This window comes from Pantoea cypripedii, assembly GCF_002095535.1.
In the GTDB taxonomy this organism is placed as follows: Bacteria; Pseudomonadota; Gammaproteobacteria; order Enterobacterales; family Enterobacteriaceae; genus Pantoea; species Pantoea cypripedii.
On sequence record NZ_MLJI01000003.1, the window covers coordinates 296,330 to 320,199 of the forward strand.

19 protein-coding genes and 1 pseudogene are annotated in these 23,870 nt (G+C 52.8%); 7 read left to right on the plus strand and 13 right to left on the minus strand.

Translation table 11 applies throughout. The annotated features are described in order from the left end of the window. Nucleotides 1-18 precede the first annotated feature (18 nt). The 5 genes from HA50_RS29430 to HA50_RS29450 are packed head-to-tail and all read left to right on the plus strand — an operon-like array spanning nucleotide 19 to nucleotide 4,114. Complete coding sequence (locus HA50_RS29430; RefSeq protein ID WP_084880919.1) at nucleotides 19-912, plus strand: branched-chain amino acid ABC transporter permease; 894 nt, start codon at nucleotides 19-21, stop codon at nucleotides 910-912. Further along, nucleotides 905-1,777 (plus strand): branched-chain amino acid ABC transporter permease, encoded by an 873-nt coding sequence (locus HA50_RS29435; protein WP_084880920.1) that lies wholly within the window; start codon nucleotides 905-907, stop codon nucleotides 1,775-1,777. Before HA50_RS29430 ends, HA50_RS29435 begins: the two co-directional genes overlap by 8 nt. Beyond that, nucleotides 1,774-2,553, plus strand: a complete 780-nt coding sequence (locus tag HA50_RS29440) for an ABC transporter ATP-binding protein (RefSeq protein WP_084880921.1) — start codon at nucleotides 1,774-1,776, stop codon at nucleotides 2,551-2,553. Before HA50_RS29435 ends, HA50_RS29440 begins: the two co-directional genes overlap by 4 nt. Next, nucleotides 2,550-3,269 carry an ABC transporter ATP-binding protein gene (locus tag HA50_RS29445; RefSeq protein ID WP_084880922.1) on the plus strand — a complete coding sequence of 240 codons (720 nt, stop codon included), beginning with the start codon at nucleotides 2,550-2,552 and terminating at the stop codon, nucleotides 3,267-3,269. Before HA50_RS29440 ends, HA50_RS29445 begins: the two co-directional genes overlap by 4 nt. Continuing rightward, nucleotides 3,266-4,114: a VOC family protein gene (locus HA50_RS29450; protein ID WP_084880923.1), complete on the plus strand. Its 849-nt coding sequence runs from the start codon at nucleotides 3,266-3,268 to the stop codon at nucleotides 4,112-4,114. The genes HA50_RS29445 and HA50_RS29450 overlap by 4 nt, the downstream gene beginning before the upstream one ends. On the opposite strand, the gene HA50_RS29455 is transcribed toward HA50_RS29450, so the two are convergent. From HA50_RS29455 to HA50_RS29490, 8 genes are all read right to left on the minus strand, one after another. Next, nucleotides 4,111-5,700, minus strand: coding sequence for a hypothetical protein (locus HA50_RS29455; protein ID WP_139811095.1), 1,590 nt, complete (start codon nucleotides 5,698-5,700; stop codon nucleotides 4,111-4,113). The genes HA50_RS29450 and HA50_RS29455 overlap by 4 nt on opposite strands. Nucleotides 5,701-5,775: 75 nt before the next feature. Continuing rightward, nucleotides 5,776-6,960 (minus strand): hypothetical protein, encoded by a 1,185-nt coding sequence (locus tag HA50_RS29460; RefSeq protein ID WP_084880925.1) that lies wholly within the window; start codon nucleotides 6,958-6,960, stop codon nucleotides 5,776-5,778. A gap of 30 nt (nucleotides 6,961-6,990) precedes the next feature. After that, nucleotides 6,991-8,625 (minus strand): hypothetical protein, encoded by a 1,635-nt coding sequence (locus HA50_RS29465; RefSeq protein ID WP_139811096.1) that lies wholly within the window; start codon nucleotides 8,623-8,625, stop codon nucleotides 6,991-6,993. Nucleotides 8,626-8,773: 148 nt separating this feature from the next. After that, entirely contained in the window at nucleotides 8,774-9,451 is a 678-nt protein-coding gene (narI, locus tag HA50_RS29470; protein ID WP_084880927.1) for a respiratory nitrate reductase subunit gamma, read from the minus strand. Continuing rightward, on the minus strand, nucleotides 9,451-10,140 hold the full coding sequence (gene narJ, locus HA50_RS29475) for a nitrate reductase molybdenum cofactor assembly chaperone (RefSeq protein WP_084880928.1): 690 nt from the start codon (nucleotides 10,138-10,140) through the stop codon (nucleotides 9,451-9,453). Before narJ ends, narI begins: the two co-directional genes overlap by 1 nt. Then, nucleotides 10,140-11,675 (minus strand): nitrate reductase subunit beta, encoded by a 1,536-nt coding sequence (gene narH, locus HA50_RS29480; protein WP_084880929.1) that lies wholly within the window; start codon nucleotides 11,673-11,675, stop codon nucleotides 10,140-10,142. The genes narJ and narH overlap by 1 nt, the downstream gene beginning before the upstream one ends. Then, nucleotides 11,672-15,409 (minus strand): nitrate reductase subunit alpha, encoded by a 3,738-nt coding sequence (locus tag HA50_RS29485; RefSeq protein ID WP_084880930.1) that lies wholly within the window; start codon nucleotides 15,407-15,409, stop codon nucleotides 11,672-11,674. Before HA50_RS29485 ends, narH begins: the two co-directional genes overlap by 4 nt. Nucleotides 15,410-15,425: 16 nt before the next feature. Continuing rightward, a complete protein-coding gene (locus HA50_RS29490; protein ID WP_084880931.1) occupies nucleotides 15,426-16,799 on the minus strand; it encodes a NarK family nitrate/nitrite MFS transporter in 1,374 nt (457 codons plus the stop codon). A gap of 504 nt (nucleotides 16,800-17,303) precedes the next feature. Between HA50_RS29490 and HA50_RS29495 the strand changes: the two genes are divergently transcribed. Then, nucleotides 17,304-17,573 carry a hypothetical protein gene (locus HA50_RS29495; protein ID WP_084880932.1) on the plus strand — a complete coding sequence of 90 codons (270 nt, stop codon included), beginning with the start codon at nucleotides 17,304-17,306 and terminating at the stop codon, nucleotides 17,571-17,573. Nucleotides 17,574-17,620: 47 nt separating this feature from the next. Here HA50_RS29495 and HA50_RS29500 read toward each other — a convergent pair whose 3' ends face one another. The 3 genes and pseudogenes from HA50_RS29500 to HA50_RS29510 form a co-directional block, all read right to left on the minus strand. Then, nucleotides 17,621-17,971 (minus strand): TehB family protein, encoded by a 351-nt coding sequence (locus HA50_RS29500; RefSeq protein WP_084880933.1) that lies wholly within the window; start codon nucleotides 17,969-17,971, stop codon nucleotides 17,621-17,623. 51 nt (nucleotides 17,972-18,022) lie between these two features. After that, nucleotides 18,023-18,364, minus strand: a pseudogene (locus tag HA50_RS29505) (MBL fold metallo-hydrolase); the annotation flags it as partial. Between the two features lie 174 nt (nucleotides 18,365-18,538). After that, complete coding sequence (locus tag HA50_RS29510) at nucleotides 18,539-18,772, minus strand: DUF2526 family protein (protein WP_084880935.1); 234 nt, start codon at nucleotides 18,770-18,772, stop codon at nucleotides 18,539-18,541. A 155-nt stretch (nucleotides 18,773-18,927) separates the two neighbouring features. On the opposite strand from HA50_RS29510, the gene norR reads away from it, so the two are divergent. Then, nucleotides 18,928-20,445 (plus strand): nitric oxide reductase transcriptional regulator NorR, encoded by a 1,518-nt coding sequence (gene norR / locus HA50_RS29515; protein WP_084880936.1) that lies wholly within the window; start codon nucleotides 18,928-18,930, stop codon nucleotides 20,443-20,445. 25 nt (nucleotides 20,446-20,470) lie between these two features. Here the strand turns inward: norR and fliD are convergent, their stop codons facing one another. Beyond that, a complete protein-coding gene (fliD, locus tag HA50_RS29520) occupies nucleotides 20,471-21,883 on the minus strand; it encodes a flagellar filament capping protein FliD (protein ID WP_084880937.1) in 1,413 nt (470 codons plus the stop codon). A gap of 210 nt (nucleotides 21,884-22,093) precedes the next feature. Beyond that, complete coding sequence (locus HA50_RS29525) at nucleotides 22,094-23,824, minus strand: penicillin-binding transpeptidase domain-containing protein (RefSeq protein ID WP_084880938.1); 1,731 nt, start codon at nucleotides 23,822-23,824, stop codon at nucleotides 22,094-22,096. Nucleotides 23,825-23,870: the final 46 nt, after the last annotated feature.

A 23,870-nucleotide genomic window follows, 5' to 3' on the forward strand; every position in this document is an offset into this window, starting at 1 on the left:
TGATTGCAGGAAAACGCTATGTTGCCGTTTATGCTCGATACGCTAATGCGCACTGCCGATTTATCGCTGGTAGCGCTGGGGTTAAGCCTCGTTTATGGGTTGGTGCGTTTTGCCAATATCGCCCATATGCAATACGCCATGATCGGCGCGTTTCTGACCGCCGGGGGGTTGCAGCTCGGTATGCCGCTGTTGCTGGCGATGCTGCTGGCCGCTGGGTTGTGCGGCCTGTTGTCGGTGCTGCTGCATCACTGGGTGTTTCAGCCGTTGCTGAAGAGTGGCACCGCCAACGCCATGATTGGATCGCTGGCGGTGTCGATGGTGATCATCGCGGTGATGTTAGGGGCCGAAGGATCGGCTCCCGTCAGCTTTAACCTGCCGATTGGCAGCATGTGGGAGTTTGCCGGTGCACGTATCTCCAGTGATCGGTTATTCAGCCTGTTGATTACGTTGACGCTGATCCTCGCCTTTGCGCTGGTGTTGTTCTGGACTCCTCAGGGGCGTGCGGTGCGCGCGCTGGCCAGCAATCGTGAGCTGGCGGCGGCATCGGGACTGAATGCCAACGCCATTGTGCATGTGGTGAATCTGGTGGCCGGGATGCTCGCCAGCCTCGGGGGTTCGATGATGGCGATGCAGGGCAGTGCCTACATCAACCAGGGTAATGACCTGATGTTGCCGGTGCTGGCGGCCGCCATTCTCGGTGGGCTGGGTAACCCGCTTGGGGCGGTGTTTGGTGCGTTACTGATCGCCATCACGGAAACCTTCATCACCAATGTCGATTTCGGCAGTCTGATTGACGGGCAAATGGCCTTTGTGCCGGTGACCTGGGTCAATGCCTGCTCGTTTGTCATGCTGCTGCTGGCGTTATGGCTGCGTCCTTTTGGCTTGTTTAACCGCGAGGTGCGTCGTGTCTGATTTTCTCCTCAACATCTTCTGTCTGGTGGGTATCTACGCCGTTGTCGCGCTGGCGCTCAATCTCCAGGCAGGTTACGCCGGACTCCTCAACTTCGGCCACATCGCTTTCGTCGGTATCGGTGCCTACGCAGTGGCATTGAGCAGCCAGTTCGGCTGGTCATTGTGGTTAGACTTACCGGCAGGTATCGCCGTTGCCATGTTAGTCAGCCTGCTGATGGCGACACTGGGTCGTCAGCTGGCGGCGGATTACTGGGGCATCGCGACGCTGGCATTGGCGGAGATCATTCGCATTGTCATTACCAATGAGGATCAGATAACCGGCGGCGCACAGGGGATTGGCGGCATCAGCGCGCCCTGGAACGGCGGGCCATGGGGGTTCGCTATGGTGATCCTGCTGGCGGTGATACTGAGTACCGTAGTTTCGCTACGCTTTGCCGCCAGTCGCTTTGGCCGTGCGCTGCGCCTGATGCGTGAGCAACCGCAACTGGCCATGTGCATGGGTTACTCGCTGCCGTGGCTGAAATGTCGGGCGCTGATGAGCAGTGCGGTGATGGGTAGCCTGGCAGGGATGCTGCTGGCCTGGTACACCAACTACGCCAGCCCGGATTATCTGCTGTCATCCGAAACCTTTCTGATCTGGAGCATGGTGATGATTGGCGGGCTGGGCAACGTGCGCGGTGTGCTGCTTGGTGTACTGGTGGTGGAGACGTTATACAACCTGATTCCGTTCGCCAAGGACTACTTACACTTCAGCGCTGATCTGACCGGCGCATTGCGCCTCGGTCTGGTCGGACTCACTTTACTGCTCTGCCTGCTGCTGCGTCCGGCGGGTCTGCTGCCGGAAAAATTGAGGGTTTTATCATGACACCCATTTTACAGGTCACGGACCTGAGTAAAGCCTTTGGCGGTAACAAGGTGTTGACCTCCGTCAGCTTCAGTCTGGCGAAGGGGGAAATCCTCGGCCTGCTGGGGCCGAATGGCTCAGGCAAAAGTACCCTGCTGAACACCATCTCGGGCTTTGCGCCCGCGGACAGCGGCAGCATACGTTTTGCCGAGCACGCGATTGACCGTCTGCCCACGCATCGCATTATCGCTGCCGGTATCGCCCGTACTTTTCAGTTACCGGCGATGCCGGAAAAAATGACGGTGCTGGAAGTGGTGATGGCTGCCGGGACGCGCGCCCATGGTTTGTGGAGTGGTTTGCTGGCCTTGCGGCAGGCACGGAAAATCGAACGGCAGGATAAAGAGAAAGCATTGCATTTGCTGGAAGTGATGCTGCTCAGCAAGGTGAAAAACTTGCCCGCCGCGGCGTTATCGGGTGGCCAGAAGAAACTGCTGGGTATCGCCTGCGCGCTGATGGGCAATCCGCAGGTGCTGATGCTCGACGAGCCGATGGCAGGCGTGCATCCGCATCTGCGCCAGCAACTGGCAGAGACGCTGCTGAACCTCTCAACACAGGGAATTGCGTTGCTGGTGATTGAGCATGATATGCATTTTATCGCCAGCCTGTGCCAGCGCTGCATTGTGCTGGATCGCGGACAGATCGTCGCCAGTTGCCGCCCGGATGAACTGGCTAACCATCCACAGGTGCTGGAGGCCTATCTCGGCCACGGCACAGCAGCATTAAGGGAAGCAGTATGATCAGGTTGAATGAGGTGGTGGCGGGGTACACACCGGGCATCGATATCCTGCACGGTATTTCGCTTGAGGTTACCGACTGCGAAATCGTTACGCTGCTGGGACCCAACGGCTGTGGTAAATCAACGCTGTTAAAAACCATTGCGGGTTTTCTGGCTCCGCGTCAGGGAAGTGTCACCATCAATGGCCGGGAAACCGGCGGTATTCCGGCACATCGCAAAGTTCGTGATTGTGCGCTGGGATTTGTTCCGCAATTAAATAACGTGTTTAACAACCTGACTATTGCAGAAAACCTGCAAACCGGCGGGCAGTTTCTCGCCCCGCAACAGCGGCGTCAGCGCATGGCCAGCCTGGCAGAAACCTATCCGGTACTTAAGGCCAAATGGCGCATGGCTGCCTCAGCACTCTCGGGGGGAGAACGACAAATTCTGGCGCTGGCGCGGGCGTTAATGCCCGCACCGCAGGTGCTGTTGTTAGATGAACCTTCTGCTGGCCTGTCACCGAAGATGCTGAGTGACGTATTCAGCGCGATTCAGACTATCCGTCATCAGGAAAAGGTGACGGTGTTGATGGTGGAACAAAACGCGATGGAAGCGTTACATATCTCGGATCGCGCCTATGTGCTGGCGCTGGGCAAGGTCGCCATGAGTGGCCGCGCAGACAAGTTACTTAACGATCCGCAGATGCGGGAACTCTACTTTGGAGGGCGGGCAGCATGACATCCACCCTCAAACCGCGTTTTGACCACGCGGTGATTAATGTTGATGACCAACTCGATCTGGCTTGTGATCGTTTTACCCGGATGGGGTTTCTATTACTGGAGCGTGGTCATCACAGCATGGGATCCAGCAATCATCTGGCGATTTTTGGTGAAAATTATCTGGAACTGCTGGGTTATGAACCGACACGCGCCACGGGCAGCCGGGGATTATGGCAGGTGACGATTGGTCTGGCAGGATTGGTATGGAAAACCACCGATGCCCGCCAGGCGTGGCAGATACTGAAGGCACTGCAACTGGAGGGAGAACCGCCAACCCTGTTCTCTCGTGAAGTGACACTGCCTGACGGTGAACAGTGTGACGCCCGGTTCTGTATCACCCGGCTGCGCGCCAGCGCGGTTGCCGGAGGATTCAGTTTTTTCTGCCAGCACCTGACGCCACAGGCCGTGTGGCAACCGGAGTGGCAGCAACATCCCAACGGGGTGCAAGACATTACCGAGTTCGTGCTGGCCGCCGATAATCCCGGTGCCGGAATTGCGCTGTATGCCCGGCTGTTTGCCAGCGAGCCGGTGCTGGATAGCAGCGGCGCGGGCTATGCGTTGCAGGGAGGGCGGGCGCGTATCCGGGTGATCACCCCGCAACAGGTGAGCAGGGAGTTTGGCATGGCGATTACCGCGCCTGAAGCCCGGATGGTGGCACTGGTGTTTGCGGTGCAATCCTTATCGGTGCTGCAATCCTGCCTTACACAGGGGGAAATACCGTTTGCCGTGCGTGACGGTGCCGTACTGGTCAGCGCTGAGGCATCAGGATATTTGCCACTGGTGTTTCGCGAGGCGACGGATTAACTCAGTTCCTGGTCCAGTGACCATTTCAGTTCTTGTTCCGGGTTCAGACGAAAATTGACATCATTGTCATGGCCCGACGCCATCGTCCCGTCATACCACTGTTCCAGGGATGGAATCAGTGCCGGGGTATCCACAACCTCTACGGCGGCGAAATGCAGGGCTGACGGTCCCAGCCATTCCAGGTCCAGTCGTTCATGAGGTGAAGCAGGCGCAGTTTCCTCTCCCCGTGCCTCGGCAAGGGCCATGATCACTTCGGCAAAACTCGCGGGGTAGAACTTAGACTCCCACAATAAACGCAGCGCTTTGGCGGCGCTGAGTTCAGGCAAATCTTCCCACTGACCCAACATTCTCACCATCTGTTGATAGGGGGTACCGAAGACAGGAGTGGCATGAGAGATGATACGAAATCGCGCTGCCTCCTCCCGTGAAACGTGAGTTCTGACCGCCTCGTAAACCTGTCCCAGTTCGGTGCGTTCAATCGGCACACAGGCGAGTTCCATGGCGTCATGCAACTCTTGCAGGGGAATAGATTGATGTTTGAGGCACAGCAACAACAGCATCAGTTGATTGATATTGCTGATATTCTTTCCACGATTGATGGCATCCCAGCGTGATTTAACCTGTGCAATATACTGGTCCTGCGCGATCCCTTGCAGTTTCATCACGTTTCTCACGGTGGTCATACTGGTCTCGGACCCGGCATTGTAGAGCAGCAACCAGAATTGCGGCTCATCCATACCGGGGCGGTCCTTCTGGCTTAACAGGCTTAACAGCCACTCCTGCTTGGTTTCTTTATGTTTTCTGCGTTGGCAACTATCAAACCAACGCTGCTGACGTTCGGCGATTTTCGTCCGAAAGGCGGTCTGCGCCAGCTTAATCATGTCATCACTCATGCGCAGACCGGCGTTATCCAGCGCCGATTTCAATTCTGCCCAGTGGCAATCTTCATAGCCGGGTCGTTGCAGTAAAGCGATCAATATATCCAGGGGTTTACCCGCTCGGGAGGCGACTTTGAGGTTCTCTTTAACCCACTTTTCCATTTTTTCTGACAGGATCACTTTGAACGGTTTCATCAGAGGACAGAGCTTGGGCAACGGGACATTCAGGTGGTCTTTCATCGCCAGCAGGCCGCGTCGCATCTGTGCTGGATGCAGATGCAGATAACTCAATTCGTCCAGCAGCAACTTAAGCCGCTCACACTTGCCTGCCAGATGGCATTCTCGGGCAATCCGGTTCCAGGTGGTCTCAATTAACTGTTGGATAGCGGCATCGAGTCTCACGCGCGCTACGGCAAGGGCGGGTGGCAGCGCGTTTTTGTTTACCTGCACGCCATTGTTATTCAGGATGGCCAGTAGCTCGGATGTTTGTGTTTCCTGCAAAAACTTGTCGCTCAGCAGAAATAGCAATTTTTCTAAGGCGGTGACGACATCATTTTCCTTGATAAACGTTTCCCAGTGCTGAGTAATCAGACCCGGTAGCTCGGGTAACCCGGCACCTGGGCTTTTTTTCACGGGCGTCCGGGAAAGTTGCTGCGCGCTTTGGCGCACGGTGGTAATGGCAAAAGGCGGGTTGAACGGATTCTGCACACAGCCAACCGCGGCTGAACCTGATACGGCAGAGAATGATGTTGAAGGGCTATACATAAAAATGTCTCTGTTTGGTTAGGGGTCCAGTTCCTGGTCCAGCTGCCATTTCCACTCCTGAACCTGAAGTGGGAAAAGTTCGTCTTGCTCTGGCAACTGAAATCGGATGGGAGCGACTGGCTTTGCCTCCGCCGCAGGGGGAGATTCCGGTTCCAGATCGATAAGTTCAGGCAGCGGATCATCAGGGATAATGATCAGGTTATCCCGTTGTTGTCTGACCATGCTGAGCGCATTGCCGATGGTCGCCGGGCAAACATAGGCGTTAATCTCCCACAGTAAACGCACTATCTTGCCAGGGGTGATGTCATCGAGCTGTGGATATTGGTTGAGTAAATCCATTATCTGCATAAACTGCGGCAGCTCCCTGTTGATGCCCGGCCAGGTTAACTTTATCCACTCCACGTCGGCCTGGGTAAACTTTGCCCGCACAGCGGCGGCGGCATGTCCCATCGCGGTGGTATTGACGTCGACATCTCCTTCCGTCAGGGCAACCAGCACTTCAACCGGTTGCAGGCGGGTTTGGTTTTCCAGCAACAACAACAACCTTATTAGCTGTGTCACAATGCTGGTGGTCTGTCGATGGTCGAGGGAATTCCAGGTATCGTTCACCAGCTTTATCTGGGACTGTTCGATATTCACCTTTGCCGCACTCAGCATATTGCGTACCGTCGTCAATCCTATGCGCTGACCCGCGTTATACAGTAATAACCATAACTCTGGAGCCTTGATCGGGGGTCTGCCCGCCTGGCTCAGCAGGCTGGCAAGACGCTCCTTTTTGGTGATGCCAGAAACGTTTCTCCAGCTGGCATCAAACCATTTTTGCTGCGTATCAGAGATATTTGTCCGATGCGCCGTTTGCGCCAGTTTCACCGTATCGCGCGTCACCTTCATTCCTGCCAGCCTTACGGCGTGCGTCAACGATTCAAGGCTGGAGTCCTGATAGCCCGGCATTCTCTGTAGCGCTATCAGCTGCTCCAGTGTAGTGCCTTTACTGGCAACAGCTTGCAGATTGGTCTCGATCCAGTCCCTCCGCCACTTTTCATATTCTTCTGCGCTGTCATGGATATTGGGGCTTAACGAGAGATGCAGGGGGCTTTGGTTAACAAAAGTAATCTGCGATGTGAAACCGGTTGGCCAAAGTATAACGGGGGCGGTTCCCGCTGGCAGCAGGGGCAAAGTCGGGTTGGTTATTTGGCTATTCATAAGGATTCCGTGCCTGGAGAAGGAGGGGGGTTATTTCGTGGGTTCAATATTGAGCAGGTCATCCCATTCGTGCGCATCCTGATAGCCGAACTCATCAGGGATTGCGGATAGCCTTTCAACGTGTTGTTGATCTGCGGTACCAGATGCAGGCGTGGACGATGTGGAGGCAACCGCCTGGCGGGTGATGATGTCCAGCGCGATACTCAGGGTAGTGAAGCTGACATCTGCGCCAATTTCCCACATCAGGTGCATCAATGCGGGCGTGGTCATCTCCTTTAGCGCCTGTGGACACCCCGTCTGGCCCAGCATTTTTAGCACCCGGAATTTTTTATCCTTTTCAGCAAAGGGTGTCACTATTCTCTGGTCAGTGAGTTGTTTCCAGTTGTCAGTTGCCCAATTCAGTACTTCCCGCGCCGGGAGATGGGTTTTGGCTGCCAGTCCCGCGCGGTGCATACTGGTCGGGCAGACTTCGATACCGGCGTGACTCAGGACAAATGACAGTTGAGCGGCATTGATTTTGCACTCTATCATCGTCAGCCCCATCATTTTCTCCGGGGACATGCCCCCCTGTTGACTATAGCGATCCCAGGTCTCGCGACTATGCCTGTTCTGTTCATCGGTGAGGTTCACCACCATACTTTCATTGACGGTGCTGAGCGCCAGACTGAGGCTGGCAAATCCCAGGGTTACGCCAGCTAGCCACAACAGACGCCATAATTGTCCCTGCTCCAGTGGCGGGCGTCCCCCCTGTGACAGCAAAATGACCAGTGCACCTGAAGTGGTATGGTTAGTGAGCTTTTTGCGATTAGCCGCGAACCATGTATCAAACCAGCGTTGCTGCTCGCTATTGATGGTCGCGTTAAATACCGAGAGCGCGCTTTTCATGATGTGGTCATTCACGGCAAGCGCTTTCTGTAACTGATTGTCCTGTAATCCTGACTGCTGATATTCAGCCATATTCATCAGCATAACCAGCCGGCTAATTAAGCAGTCTTCGCTGGCCAGCGATTGCCACAGCTGGTTAACCTGCGTCCGTTGTTCATCGGTGATTTCTACCTTAAGCGCGCGCAGCAGAACATTAAGCGTGGTCGAAATCACATCGACACCAATTTTCAACAGGGCACGTCGCAGGGCGGGTTGTTTAAGCCTGGGACATCCCTCTGCATTCAGCAGGGTTCTGACCCAGCCGGTGACGGGAGCCTGGCGCCTGATGGGATTTTTTTTACTGTAGGCGTCAAACCACAATTGATCATCGGCGGACACTTCCGCTTTAACCGTGGCCAGTGCGTCACTCGCCGCAGTGACGTTAACAGTGATGTCATTAAGCAGCAGCACTTCCCGAAGCTGGTATGCCATCAAATCACCGATTTCATGCCGCCCGAACTGAAACAACAAATGTTCCAGCTGGCTTTGCTTGCTCCCCACTCGTGGGACGTTGTCCCACCAGGTGTTAAAATCCGTCATCAGCGCATGCAGACAGACATTCTCGATTTCCTGATTCAGGATTCTGAGCGCAGTTTTATGGCGGACAGGGGTATTACTGGCGGGTTGAGCAGGGGCGTGTTGTACGCGGTGCAGATTCTGAGTGAGTTTGCGCCTTTTACCCGTACCGGGCATGGCGGAAGTTGATACTGGACGCACGGATAGGGTTGGATTGATATCCATAGGAACTCCGTTTCACGATGGGCATTAATTTGTGCTAATTATATGACTTATTGCCAGATAAAAGCGCCGTATGCCGCGCAGTTTCAAACTTGTCATCGCAACGGATTGGCTTCCGTCCAGCAGGCAGACCCCTGCTGGACGGAGTTTTTCATCGACGAGAACGGACCACCTGGTAGCGGCGGGTAAAGTATTCCACCGGCGCACTCCACACATGTACCAGACGCGTAAACGGGAACACCAGGAATATGGTCATGCCCAGCACCAGATGCACGCGGTAGATCCATTCCACCCCGTTGAGATGCTCTGCGGCATTGCCACGGAAGGTGACAATTGCCTGCGCCCAACCCACCAGTTTCATCATGCCTTCCCCGTCCATATGTTGCATCGAGAACAGGATAGTGGTCAGACCCAGCGTGCACTGGATCACCAGAATGGCAAGGATCAGCACATCGGCATGGGTCGATGTCGCCCGGATGCGCGGGTTATACAGCCGACGCTTCAACAGTAACAAGCCACCCACCAGCGTCATGATGCCAAACACGCCGCCCGCCGCCATCGCCATTTTCTGCTTAGCGGCAATGGAGAGGAATGGCTCGTACACCCAGTGCGGTGTCAGCAGGCCAAACAGGTGACCGAAGAAGATACCGAGGATACCGATGTGAAACAGATTAGAGGCCAGCCGCATGCCTTTTTTATCCAGCATCTGGCTGGAGGAGGCGCGCCAGGTGTACTGACCATAATCGTAACGCAGCCAGCTGCCGACCAGAAAAACGGTGCCGCACAGGTAGGGGTAGATATCAAAGAACAACAAATTGAGATAGTGCATTAGCGTGATCCTCCCGCAGAGAGATCGAGATACTGGGGTGAGTGCTCATCCCGGAAGCGTCGTTGATGTTGCTGCTGCGCGCTGTTATCACAGGCGTTGTCATCAATAAACTTCACCTGTTCTTCCTCCCAAACCGCATCCAGCGCGGCGTGGGTGTCATCGCGAACCTCACTGGCCACCTGTTTAGTGACGCTGTCACTGCGTAGCGGACTTTCCGCCACACGCAGCATCGCATCAAACAGCTGGCTAAAGTTGCTGTCGCGTTCCTTCAGGCGTCCACCGATCAACGCCAGAATCGGGGCGATATCCAGCAACCCCTGACGCGCCTCGCTGGCAGGCAACATACTCAGGTATTCAAGATACAGCGGCAGATAGTCGGGCAGTTCGCGGCAGTTAAGTTGCCATCCGGCCTGTTCATATTGCGCCAGTAAATCCACCATCGCCTGGCCGCGATCGCGTGACTCCGCATGCACATGTTCAAACAGCAGCAATGAGGTTGCCCGGCCACGTTCAAATAAGGCACACCAATCGCTTTGCATATCCAGCGGGGGTGTGGCGAGATACTGCTGCACAAAAGGCAGCAATCCCGGCTGCTGTTGCGCGGCCAGCGACAGCACCTCCTCCTGATGTTGCCAGATCTCTTCGTCGGGGTACTCCAGCAGGATGCCGATGAGTTTCAGAATCTCCATCATTCACCTCCCGCTTTATCGCCAACGTTGATGGCATCAATACGGCGACTGTTAAACAGGTTGAATTTGGTATCGCTGCCGTGGCAGCCATCGCCAAAGCTGAAGCCACAACCATTGCGTTCCGGGAATGCTTCGCGTGCCAGTTCACGATGGCTGGTGGGGATGACGAAACGATCTTCGTAATTGGCAATCGCCAGATACCGGTACATTTCCTCAACCTGGGCTTCCGTCAGGCCGACTTCCTCCAGCGCGCGGGTATCGGTGACGCCTTCTACCGTTTGAGAACGTTTGAAATGACGCATCGCCATCATGCGTTTCAGGGCGCGCAGCACCGGCGCGGTGTCGCCTGCGGTTAACATATTCGCCAGGTACTGCACCGGAATACGCAGGCTTTCGACATCGGGTAGCACGCTGTCATTGCTTTCCAGCCCACCGTTATCGGCGACTGACTGAATCGGAGACAACGGCGGCACGTACCACACCATCGGCAGCGTGCGGTATTCCGGATGCAGCGGCAGCGCCAGCTTCCAGTCCATCGCCAGTTTCCATACCGGTGAAGCCTGAGCCGCATCGATCACATTTTGTGGGATGCCTTGCTTCAGCGCTTCCTCGATCACCTGTGGATCGTTGGGATCTAAAAACACATCGCACTGGCGTTCATACAGTTGTTGCTCGTCTTCGGTGCTGGCCGCCTCGGCAATTTTATCGGCGTCATACAGCAACACGCCAAGGTAGCGGATACGGCCGACGCAGGTTTCAGAGCAAACAGTCGGCATACCGGATTCAATACGCGGATAACAGAAAATACATTTCTCGGATTTGCCGCTTTTCCAGTTGAAATAGATTTTCTTATAAGGGCAGCCACTGATGCACATACGCCAGCCACGGCATTTGTCTTGATCGATCAGCACAATGCCGTCCTCTTCACGCTTGTAGATCGCGCCGCTGGGGCAGGTAGCGACACAGCTGGGATTCAGGCAATGCTCACATAAACGCGGCAGGTACATCATGAAGGTGTTTTCAAACTGCCCGTACATCTCCTTTTGCATCGAATCAAAGTTCTTATCCGCCGAACGTTTACTGAATTCACCGCCCAGTAACTCTTCCCAGTTGGGACCACCGGTGATTTTATCCATGCGTTCGCCACTGATCAGAGAACGCGGGCGTGCCGTGGGCTGGTTTTTTCCCGCTTTGGCGGTATGCAGATGCTGATAGTCGTAGGTGAAGGGTTCGTAATAATCATCAATGGCCGGTAACACCGGGTTGGCGAAGATTTTGGATAACACCGAGGTACGATTACCGAGCCGCGGCGCCAGGCGACCGTTGATTTTACGGATCCAGCCGCCGTGCCATTTTTCCTGATCTTCCCACGCATGGGGATAGCCCAGCCCTGGCTTGGTTTCAACATTGTTAAACCAGGCATATTCCATACCTTCACGGCTACTCCAGACGTTTTTGCAGGTGACTGAGCAGGTATGGCAACCAATGCATTTGTCCAGATTTAACACCATGCCGACTTGTGAACGGATTTTCATTGCGCACCCTCCTGGACCTGATCGCGGTTTTCGTCATCGAGCCAGTTCACCTTGTTCATCTTGCGTACCATGATGAATTCGTCACGGTTAGACCCAACGGTGCCGTAGTAGTTAAAGCCATAAGCCAGTTGCGCATAGCCGCCAATCATATGCGTGGGTTTGGGACAGACGCGGGTAACGGAATTGTGGATACCGCCACGCATCCCGGTGACCTCGGAGCCGGGGATATTCATCAGACGCTCCTGCGCGTGATACATCATGGTCATACCAGCGGGTACGCGCTGGCTGACCACCGCGCGCGCGGTTAATGCCCCGTTGGCATTGAAGGCTTCAATCCAGTCGTTATCTTTGATACCCAGCTCCTGGGCATCGGCTTCGCTCATCCACACGATGGGGCCACCGCGCGACAGCGTCAGCATCAGCAGGTTCTCGCTGTAAGTGGAGTGGATCCCCCATTTCTGATGCGGGGTCAGGAAGTTAAGCGCCTTCTCCGGGAAACCATTCGACGGGATATGGCTTAAATTCGCCACGCTGCGTGTATCCACCGGAGGACGATAGGCCACCAGGCTTTCACCAAACGCACGCATCCACGGGTGATCCTGATACAGCTGCTGACGGCCACTCAGGGTGCGCCACGGGATCAGCTCATGCACATTGGTGTACCCGGCGTTATAGGAAACGTGTTCATCTTCCAGTCCTGACCAGGTCGGGCTGGAGATGATCTTGCGCGGCTGGGCCTGAATATCGCGGAAGCGGATTTTCTCCTCTTCTTTTGGCTGCGCCAGATGCGCGTGATCACGGCCGGTGAACTCGCTAAGCGCATTCCAGGCTTTCACCGCCACCTGGCCATTGGTTTCCGGTGCCAGCGTCAGGATGACTTCAGCCGCATCAATCGCGCTGTTGATCTGCGGTTGTCCCTTCGCTGGTCCTTCCGCTTTGACGTAATTAAGACGACGCAGCAGATCCACTTCTTTGTCGGTATTCCAGCTGATCCCTTTGCCACCATTCCCCAGTTTTTCCAGCAGCGGGCCAACCGAGGTAAAACGTTCGTAAGTGGCCGGATAATCGCGCTGGACGCTGATGATATGCGGTGCAGTTTTACCGGGGATCAAATCACACTGGCCTTTTTTCCAGTCGAGGATGTCACCCGTCTGCGCCAGTTCGGCCGGTGAATCGTGCTGAATCGGCTGCAACACCACATCGGTCTCCTGACCCAGGTGTCCCACGCACAGCTGTGAGAAGGTTTTGGCGATGCCTTTGTAGATTTCCCAGTCGCTTTTTGATTCCCAGGCGGGATCAACGGCAGCGGAAAGGGGATGAATGAACGGATGCATGTCCGAGGTGTTCATATCATCTTTTTCATACCAGGTGGCGGTGGGCAGGACGATATCGGAAAACAGGCAGGTGCTGGACATGCGAAAATCCAGCGTCACCAGCAGATCCAGCTTGCCTTTAAGGGCGGCGGTTTGCCATTCCACCTCTTCCGGCATCAGCGCCTCATCATCCTCGGGTTCCCCCTGAATGCCGCTCTCGGTCCCCAGCAGGTAGCGCAGCATATATTCATGGCCTTTACCTGAAGAACCCAGCAGATTGGAGCGCCAGATAAACATATTGCGTGGATGGTTGTTACCGCTATCGGGTTGTTCGCTGGCCATGCGCAGATCGCCAGCCTTCAACGCGGCGGCGGTCCAGGCTTCGGCAGTCTGACCGGCCTGTTGGGCCTTCGCCGCGATATCCAGCGGGTTGATATTGAGTTGTGGTGAGGAGGGCAGCCAGCCCATCCGTTCAGCGCGAACGTTGAAATCCAGCAAATGCCCAGAATACTGTTGTGGATCGGCTAACGGCGACAGCAACTCTTTTACCTGTAGCTTTTCAAACCGCCACTGGCTGGCGTGGTTATAGAAAAACGAGGTGCTGTTCATATGGCGCGGCGGACGGTTCCAGTCCAGCGCGAAAGCCAGCGGCGTCCAGCCGGTTTGCGGTCTGAGTTTCTCCTGTCCGACATAATGCGCCCAGCCGCCCCCGGTCTGACCGACGCAGCCACAAAAAACCAGCATGTTGATCAGGGCGCGGTAGGACATATCCATGTGATACCAGTGATTGATACCGGCACCGAGGATGATCATCGAGCGTCCGTGGGTTTTATGCGCAGTGCTGGCAAACTCACGGGCAATTTTTTCGATTTGGCTGCGTGGTACGCCACAAATCTGTTCCGCCCATGCCGGGGAGTAGGCACGAACATCGTCATAATCACGGGCGCAGTTGCTATCATCCAGCCCGCGATCGATGCCATAGTTGGCGAGCGTTAAATCATAAACAGAGGCCACCGGCATCTGGCTACCGTCCGCCAGCGTCAGGTATTTCACCGGCAGTTTATGCAGCAGCACCGATTCCTGTTTCACATGGCGGAAATGCGGGCTTTCCAGGCCACCAAAATAGGGGAAAGCCACATCCAGCACCGCATCGCGCTGCTCAATCAGGCTCAGCGCTAATTGCGTGGTCGCGCCTGCTGCTTTCGGCTCCAGATTCCATTTGCCTTTCTCACCCCAGCGGAAACCAATCGAACCATTGGGCACCACCAGTTCACCGCCAGCATCACAGGCCACGGTTTTCCACTGCGGATTATTTTCCTCACCAAGGTTATCGACCAGATCAGCCGCACGTAATTGGCGACCGGGGGCAAAACTGCCATCCTCGCGTGGTTCCAGCACTACCAGCATCGGCATATCGGTGTAGTGGCGCGCGTAGTTGATAAAGTAATCGCTGGGGTTTTTCAGGTGGAACTCATTGAGGATCACATGCCCCATCGCCAGCGCCAGTGCGCTATCGGTGCCTTGTTTTGGGGCCAGCCACTGATCGCTCAGTTTGGCGACTTCGGAGTAGTCGGGGGTGATGGCAACCGTTTTGGTGCCCTTGTAGCGCACTTCGGTGAAGAAATGGGCATCCGGCGTACGGGTCTGCGGCACATTGGAACCCCAGGCAATGATATAGCTGGAGTTGTACCAGTCGGCTGATTCCGGCACGTCGGTTTGTTCACCCCAGGTCATCGGCGAGGCCGGTGGCAGATCGCAGTACCAATCGTAAAAACTCAGACAGGTGCCGCCGATCAGCGACAGATAACGTGTACCCGCCGCATAGGAGACCATCGACATGGCGGGAATCGGGGAAAAACCGGCGATACGATCCGGGCCATAATTTTTGATGGTCCAGACATTGGCGGCGGCAATCAGCGTGTTTAACTCCTGCCAGCTGGCCCGTACGAAGCCACCACGGCCACGCTGGGTTTTAAAATGCTCGCTCTTTGCGCTGTCGGCCATAATCGCCTGCCAGGCGCTAACCGGGTCGTCGTGCTGGCCCAATGCTTCACGCCACAGCTCCAGCAGCGCTTTGCGAATCAGGGGATACTTCAGGCGATTGGCACTGTAGAGATACCATGAGTAACTGGCACCGCGCGGGCAACCGCGTGGCTCATGATTAGGCAGGTCAGGGCGGGTGCGCGGGTAATCTGTCTGTTGTGTTTCCCAGGTGACCAGACCGTTTTTGACATAGATCTTCCAGCTACAGGAACCGGTACAATTGACACCGTGGGTGGAGCGTACAATTTTGTCGTATTGCCAGCGCTGGCGATAGCTGTCTTCCCAGTCACGGTTGGTGTGATACACCTGACCATGCCCATCTGCAAAACTTTCACCTTTCTGTTTGAAATAGCGAAAGCGGTCAAGAAGTTTACTCATGACGCTTCTCCAGTAATTATTCGGTGACCGCTTTACGACGGCCGTAAAGAATCCAGGTGATAAAAAAACAAACGAGGTAGAACAACAGGAATATTTTCATCGCGCCGACGGGGGAACCGGTTATTTCCAGCGATGTACCAAAGGCTTTCGGAATGAAAAAACCGCCAATGGCACCCAACGCAGAAATAAAGCCCAGTGCTGCGGCGGTGTCGGTAATGGCCGTATGACGGGCCACTTCAGGACTGGCTCCTTTTGCCAGCATGCGTTGTTGGGTGAGCTGGCGGAATATCACGGCGATCATTTGATAGGTAGAGCCGCTACCCAAACCTGCGGTCAGGAACAGCCCCATAAACACGATATAAAAACTTAAAAATGAGGCTCCTCGCGCACCAGGCAAGGTTAAAAACACCAGCGCAGAAAAGAACGCCATCAGCAGGAAATTAACCGTCGTGACACGCACGCCACCCAGGCGATCGGAAATCATGCCGCCTGCGGAACGCGCCAGTGCGCCCAACAGAGGGCCAAAGAAGGCGAGATGGATAATATTGACTTCCGGGAATTGCGTTTTAGCCAGCATGGCAAAACCGGCGGAGAAACCGATAAAAGAGCCAAAGGTGGCGAGATACAACATGCCCAAAATCCACAGATGGACACTTTTGAGCACCGGGAGCTGATCACGTAACGACGCACGCATCCCGGCGATATCGTTCATACCAAACCAGGCGGCAAACGAGGCAATAATCAGCAATGGCACCCAAATCCATGCGGCATTCGCCAGCCACAAGGTGCTGCCATCCTGCAGGGTGATGCCGCCGACAAAAGGCACCACAATCACCAGCGGGGCGAGTAATTGCATGACGCTCACCCCCAGATTGCCCAAGCCACCGTTGATGCCTAAGGCTGATCCCTGACGTGCTTTCGGGAAAAACAGGCTGATATTACCCATGCTGGAAGCAAAATTTGCCCCGGCTAATCCGCACAGCAACGCAATGATGATAAACACCGAATAGGGGGTGGCGGGATTTTGCACGGCAAAGCCGAGCCACAGACAGGGGATCACTAAAATCGCGGTGCTGATGACTGTCCAGCGTCTGCCGCCGAGCACCGGTACGATAAACGAATAGGGCACACGAAAAATCGCGCCGGATAATGATGGCAGGGCGGTTAATAAAAACAGCTGGTCAACAGAAAAATTAAATCCGACCCGATTGAGATTTAGCGTAACGGCACTAAAAAGCATCCAGACGCAGAAAGCCAGTAATAACGCGCTGACTGAGATCCACAAATTGCGTCGTGCAATATGTTGTCCTTGCTGTTGCCAAAAATCGGGGTCTTCAGGAGTCCACTGCTGTATTAACGATTTTTCAGATGGAAGCTTTTTTACGCTCACATATTCCTCCTGGTGTTAAAGCCTGACTGCATGGGTTTCTTTTTATTAAATCAATAACAGTAGGTTAAAAACTTTGATCCAGAATCATCTTATGCGCTGATTGTCATACCCCTTTAGAGGTATATTTACCTGCGAGGTGAGCAACTCATCATGAAGGGTTATTTTTACATAGAAAGAAATGGGGAAATAATCAAGCCAGATACCCCTTCAATGTGTAAGGGCAGGTTTCATTTTTTATTAACCACTTGTTTTCATGATTTTTTAATATTTATACCTTGAAAGGTGTTTTATTAGCTCGCAATGGATAATGATTATCATTTAAATAATAGCTGCCGCTTTGCTTTATTTTTATTGTTAATTACACAATTTATGTCGGTAAGAAAGGTCAAATAGACAATTTTCCAGAAAATAGCGGTATTCATCCCTTAAAAACAGGGCTCTTAAAATTGGCACATTACTTGCATTACCCGCTTAACGGTAACAGCGAATTGATAAGGACCTGATATGTTGGTTGAAGAAAAAATGGACCCGAATTTAGTGGTACACAATGCACCTTCCTGTACTTGCAGCCGTATGGTGTGGCTGGGTAATCACTGTGAGGGTTTTCAGTTGGCACTGGCCGAAAAGCCGCATAAATCGATGATAACGGCAACATTGGCAGAGGTTGCAGTGAAGGCCGATTTCGATATCGATGATTTACGTGAGGTTGTCGGTGAGGTGTTCTGGCAGATATGGCATAGCTGGACGCCAGCGGCAGGTATCAAAGTGGAATAAAATCACAGCACGTAAAAAAAGCCGCATTTAATGCGGCTTCGTTTTATTTATTTCTGTGAGTTAACGACCTGTCCTAATCCTGCCCCTTCCAGTTGTGTATCGGGATCAGCAAAGAAATCGATATTGAAATAAGTATCTTCAGTCAGTAACTCAATACGATGCCACTTTTGTGGTGGGCTGACGCCAAATTGCCCGGCTTCAATGATGACCTCTATATCAGGAACAGCAGTATTAGCATCGGGAAAGCCAAAATATTTTACGGCACCCTGCATGACCGATAATCGTCCATAAACACCTTTTTTGGTGTTGTGATGGTTAAATAGCGCGGCAGGAGCGCTCTCTTTATTCCACCAGGGAGTGGAACGGGTATGGATGAAGTTTTGTGGGATGCGTTGCATATTTTTTACCTATTGTGTCAGAGCGTTAATTGCTTAAGCAACGTAAAGGCCATGATGGCCGGTGATGGAATCGACACCATTTGCGGTGCAGTAGATGGGGGGGCCGGGGATAAGCTTCATTAACTCTTCCAGCGCACCGGCATGGTCCTCCTCGGCATGGTTAATCACGATGGCATCGAGGGTCTGTATATCAATCTCCTGCGCCAGGTTTTTGACAAAGTCGGCGCGAAACCGGGGATCAACAGTATCAATCAGAATGTTTTTCTCTTCTTTAATCAGGTAACTGTTATAGCTGGTACCCCGCAGTATTTTGTATTCCTGACCGTGAAAATGCTGTACCTCCCAGTCGCGTTGTCCTACCCAAAAGGTGTTGTTTTTAACATGGATATGCATGGTGTATTCCTGCTCATTTGCAATGAAGGTTGATTCACTTATTGCATCAGGCATGCCATGTTTTAACCTGTTGTATTTCCTGTGTTTTATTATTTAAATGATGTCATTTTTACAATGAATTAAAAATCAAAATTGATTTTTATATTGTCATTTTTACAATTTCATCATGCCTTCTCATTTAATAATTCCGCCGCGTGTGAGCCATTTATGACGTTGTGCAGCAAGTTCCTCCTTTTCCCGATCACGCATAAAAACGGCCTGACGCAGGCGTTGCTGGGCTGCAAATCGATCTTCACGACTCAGCTCAGTATCGGAACTCAGCTGTCCGAGCAATTCGTTCATCTCGCGGATGACATTGTTTTGTATTGCGGCCTCGACCAGGGCAAAGACTTCATCACGATGTTTCATAGTAGGTTCACCTGTTATTTAGTCAGCATGTACTGTTCAGGCATGATCAATGCCAGTTGGTAATTATATGATCTTAAACATTAAACTTTTTATGATTTGTCAATATTACAATGCATTGCTATTGTGTTTTTAACATTATCTGGCGAGAAAACATCATGGCCCTTTCCTTTGACGGTATTGCCGCTCTGGCAGTGGAATTGCAGAGTGGCTTATCCAGTCATGATCGCTTCAGTCGCATCATCCACAGTATCCACCATTTATTTAAGTGCGATGCCACCGCGCTGCTGCGTTATGAAAATCTCAGCTTTCGCCCCCTTGCCACAGCGGGGTTGGCACCTGATGTGATGGGGCGTCGTTTTCGTGTTGACGCCCACCCCCGGCTGGAAGCGATTGCCCGTGCGGGTGATGTGGTGCGGTTTCCTGCGGACAGTGATTTACCCGATCCCTGGGATGGACTCATTCCTGATAATACCGAGCTGCATGTTCATGCCTGTATTGGTTTACCGCTGTTTTATGGGCAAACCCTGATCGGGGCACTGACGCTGGATGCATTGCAGGCAGGTCATTTTGAAGCCTTTCGCGACCGGGAACTGCGTTTTGTGGCGAATCTGGCTGGCACTGCGCTAAACAATGCGCTGTTGCTGGAACAGCTGGAAAAAAACACCACATCCTTCACCTCCCTGCAACGGGAACATAATGAATCTTCGGTCAGTGAGATCATTGGTGAATCGGCCACCCTGCTGCAACTGAAGAAAGAAATCAGCATTGTGGCGCCTTCGGATCTCAATGTGTTGATAACCGGTGAAACGGGAACGGGGAAAGAGTTAGTCGCTCAGGCTATTCACCAGCAATCAACCCGCCGGGCTAATGAGCTTATCTATCTGAACTGTGCCGCGTTACCGGAGACGGTGGCAGAAAGTGAATTATTTGGTCATGTGAAAGGGGCTTTTACCGGCGCGGTGCATAAGCGTGCCGGGAAATTTGAGTTGGCCGATAACGGAACGTTATTTCTTGATGAAATCGGGGAGCTGCCACTCGCCTTGCAGGCGAAGTTGTTGCGCGTTTTGCAATATGGTGATTTGCAGCGGGTTGGTGAGGATAGGGCGTTGAAGGTGGATGTCAGGATTATCGCTGCCACCAATAAAGATCTGAAACAGGCGGTGATTGACGGCACCTTCCGTGCCGATTTGTATCATCGTTTGAGTGTATTTCCGTTGCATGTCCCCGCGCTGCGCGATCGCAATGAAGACGTTATCTTATTGGCTGGATTTTTTAGTGAGCGCTGCCGGATTAAATTTGGGCTGAAGCGAATCTCACTCAACGCCAGCTTGCGCGCGTTGCTGATGTCATATGACTGGCCAGGTAATGTTCGCGAACTTGAGCATACTATTTATCGCGCAGCGGTCATTGCCAGGGCCGATGCCAGTAATGATGAAATTGAACTGCTGCCCTCTCATTTTTCATTACATGCGGGCATGACGATGCCGTTAGCTGAAACCACCGATCATTATGCGCCCGTGAAAAGTTTGCAGGAGGCAACGCGGGAATTCCAGCGCGACTACATTTTGCGGGTGTTTAATAGCAACGGAAAAAAATGGGCGACCTGCGCCAGAGTTCTTGAGGTCGATCCGGGAAATTTGCATCGTCAGGCTAAAAAGCTGGGAATAAAGTGACCCGGTATTTCCGGGTCACCCAGGGCTATGAATTATTGCTCTTTGTCATATTTTCGAACTGTGTTGTCAAATAACTGCTCGTGCTGTTGAGTGAGCTGAGCATCGTGTCCAAATGGGTAAATTGGGTTTTATAGCGGGCAATGGTGTTATCTATTTTCTGACTGGCTTTATTATATTGATCGGTCAACGAATTAAGTTTTTTACTGATACTATCCGTTGCCCCCTGGAGCGCCCCCTTGCTGCTCAGTATTGAAGTCATGCTGGTGGCCAGCACCGTCGCTATCCCGGTGGTTTTCCCATCTCCGGCAAAAATATCGCGGACAGCCTCCGGGGTGACGGAAAGTGCGCTACTAAGCTTGTCCTCATCCAGTTTGAGTTTACCGCTCACAGGGTCGGAAGTGATACCCGCCTGGGTCATGGTTTTGAACGTGGTGGACCCGGAACTATTAGCCAGAATACTTTTTAATTGCGTCTGGATAATGCGCAGCGTTCCATCTCCCAGCAAAGCACCATTTTTACTGTCCTGATCCTGACCCGAATCTACCGGTGTGTATTTGGTCAGATTTCCTATTGTGTCCTGTAGCGAGTTATACGATGTGACCCAATCAGAAATTGCGGTTTTTGCTTTGCCACTGTCACTGCTAACCGTGAGGGCCTGGTTGCCTGTTGTGACATCATTTAATTTAAGCGTGACACCTTCAACCGCATCCGTAATGACATTACTGCTATTTTCAATGCTGACGTTATTAATGCTGAGCAGCGCATTTTTCGCAGCGACATTTTGTGTCATCCCGTTACTATTGGCAGCGGCATCGTAACCAATAAAGCCCTGCAACGTATCATCACCCGTGACCGCAATGGACTTCACCGCATGTCCGATGCCGGTTTCGGTTGATGTTAACGACAGACGGTACTCTTTATCAGAGACCCGAATCAGGCTGGCCGTGATACCCGCATTGGCCTTATTGATGGTATCGCGCAGTGCTGAAAGTGAGGTCTGGTCTTTGCTGAGGGTAATATTGTGCTCTTTGCCATCCTCCATGGAAATTTTTAGCGTCCGGCTATCCGCGTCACTGCCAACTGGCAATTTGGTGTCATTTTTTGCCGCGCTGGTGAGGGTCTGTGCCTGTGCGAGTTGCGTGATGCTGACGGTATATTTTCCCGGAATCGCTTTGCCGTCAGAATTGGCACTAAACGCTGTGGAGCTGCTGACTGTGTTGGTCTGGGTATAAAGCCCGGTTTCCTGCAACTTACTGTTCGCTGTCTGAAAACTCTGGATTGCTGTTTTCAGCGTTCCGTAAGCAGAAAGCTTGGCAGTCGCTGCTGATTGCTGCTTTGAAATAGGGGTTAAAACCTGTTTCTCCGCAGTGGTTAGCTTGGTGAGAATCTCATCAAGTTTTAACCCCGAGCCGATACCTAACGTAGAAATCCCTACCATTTTCTCCTCCTGTTAATATTTTATTACATTTACTGACTCAAAAATTACAACAAGATGGGATCTTATGATCGATAAACTTACGCAATCCTTACGTTATGGCGTGTTTTTCAGGGCATTTGTACTGATGGGTTGGTTCGGAGGTTAAAAAATAAGCAATAAGGAAAGGGCGACTGTAAAGCCGCACGCCTTTCCTTATTGTATTGACTTACTTCAGGAAGAAGTGGCGGGAGATTTCAGGTTAATTGCATCAGGTGGCACATTCATATGTTTAAGCACCGGCCCCATGATCTTGCCAAAAATGGGAGCCGCGACAGAACCACCAAAGTGATCGCCAGCTGTAGGGTGGTTAACCATCACAACGAGTGCCACATCCGGATGGCTGGCAGGCGCAACACCTGCAGTGTAGTTGATGTAACCGCCATCATATTTGCCGTCGGTCCCCATTTTTTCCGCCGTACCGGTTTTCGTTGCGAGACGGTAGCCGGGTACTGCTGCGCGTAATCCCGAGCCACCCGGTAAAACATCACTTTCCATCATATGTACGACGATTTGGCTAGTGGCCTGATTAGCGACCCGAACCCCCATCACCGGCGGTGTCACTTTAGTAATTGAAAGCGGTCGATAAATGCCGAAGGAGCCAAGCGTTGCATACTCACGCGCAATTTGCAGTGGCGTGACCCGCAGGCCATAACCAAAAGCGAATGTAGCACGTTCGATATCGGCCCAACGCTGGCGATGCAGGGGGAAGTAACCCACACTTTCACCCGTCAAACCTAACCCCGTCGGTTTACCCAGGCCAAACGCCTGATAGGTATCGACAATGGCCTGAGCAGGCATCGCCAGCGCAATATGAGAAGCCCCGGTGTCGCTCGATTTTTGCAGAATTCCTGTTATCGTCAGGCGCGGCCAATGTCCCACATCGCGTATCACATGGCCGTTTACCACGTAGGGAGAGGTATCGATAACCGAATCCGGGTTAATTAAATGCCGCTCCAGTCCCTCAAGAACCACCAATGGTTTGACCGTTGAGCCGGGTTCATAACTATCGTTGATAGCGGTGTTACGCATATCAGTGGGGGAGGCGCTCTCATAATTATTCGGGTTAAACGAGGGATAAGAGGCCATGGCCAGAATTTCCCCGGTATCGATTTTTATCAATACCGCCGCACCTGAATCGGCTTTATTCAATAGCACGCCATCACGTAACGCGCTGTAGAGAGTGTATTGATCGAATTTATCGATGCTGAGTTGCACCGTTGGCGGTGACTGTGGAGGTTCGTAATCAATCATTGAAATGATATGACCGTCACCATCCTGGCGATACTCCTCTTTACCCGGTTTTCCCTCAAGGACGGCGTTATAGCCTTTTTCCAGCCCATTCAGACCGGTATTATCGGCCCCGACGATACCTAAAAGCGGTGCTGCGGCTTCACTCATGGGATAAAAGCGGCTGTCATCGTCTACAGAGCTAATACCTTTAAGGTGCAGCTCAGTAATATCTTTGGCAATGCCCAGTTCGATTTTTCGTCCAAGGTAGAGGAAACGTTTGTCTGGATTATCGGTAATTTCCGCGCGTAATACTTCAGGACTCAGATTAAGTGCGGTTGTCAGATAGCTCCACCTGGCACTGGTGAAGTCGGGGTTAGCTTCCAGTACGCGTTTGGGATCGGCAATGATGTCACGCGATGGCACGCTGAGGGCCAGCGCCTCGCCATCACGGTCAACCAGCGTGCCTCGATTGGTCGGCAGCGTCACGGTCCGTAACGAACGCTGATCGGCCTCATGTTCCAGCATCGGATGATTCAGCAACTGTAGATCAGCGATACGAGTCAGCAGCAATCCCAAACAACCGAGGACGCCAACACATATTAAGTTGTATCGATAACGATTAAATGAGGATCGGGACGAATCCGTTCCCTGGTGCTTTTTTGGGGGAGGCATATTATTCCGCTATGATCATCTAAATTCCCCAATCACTTATAAATAA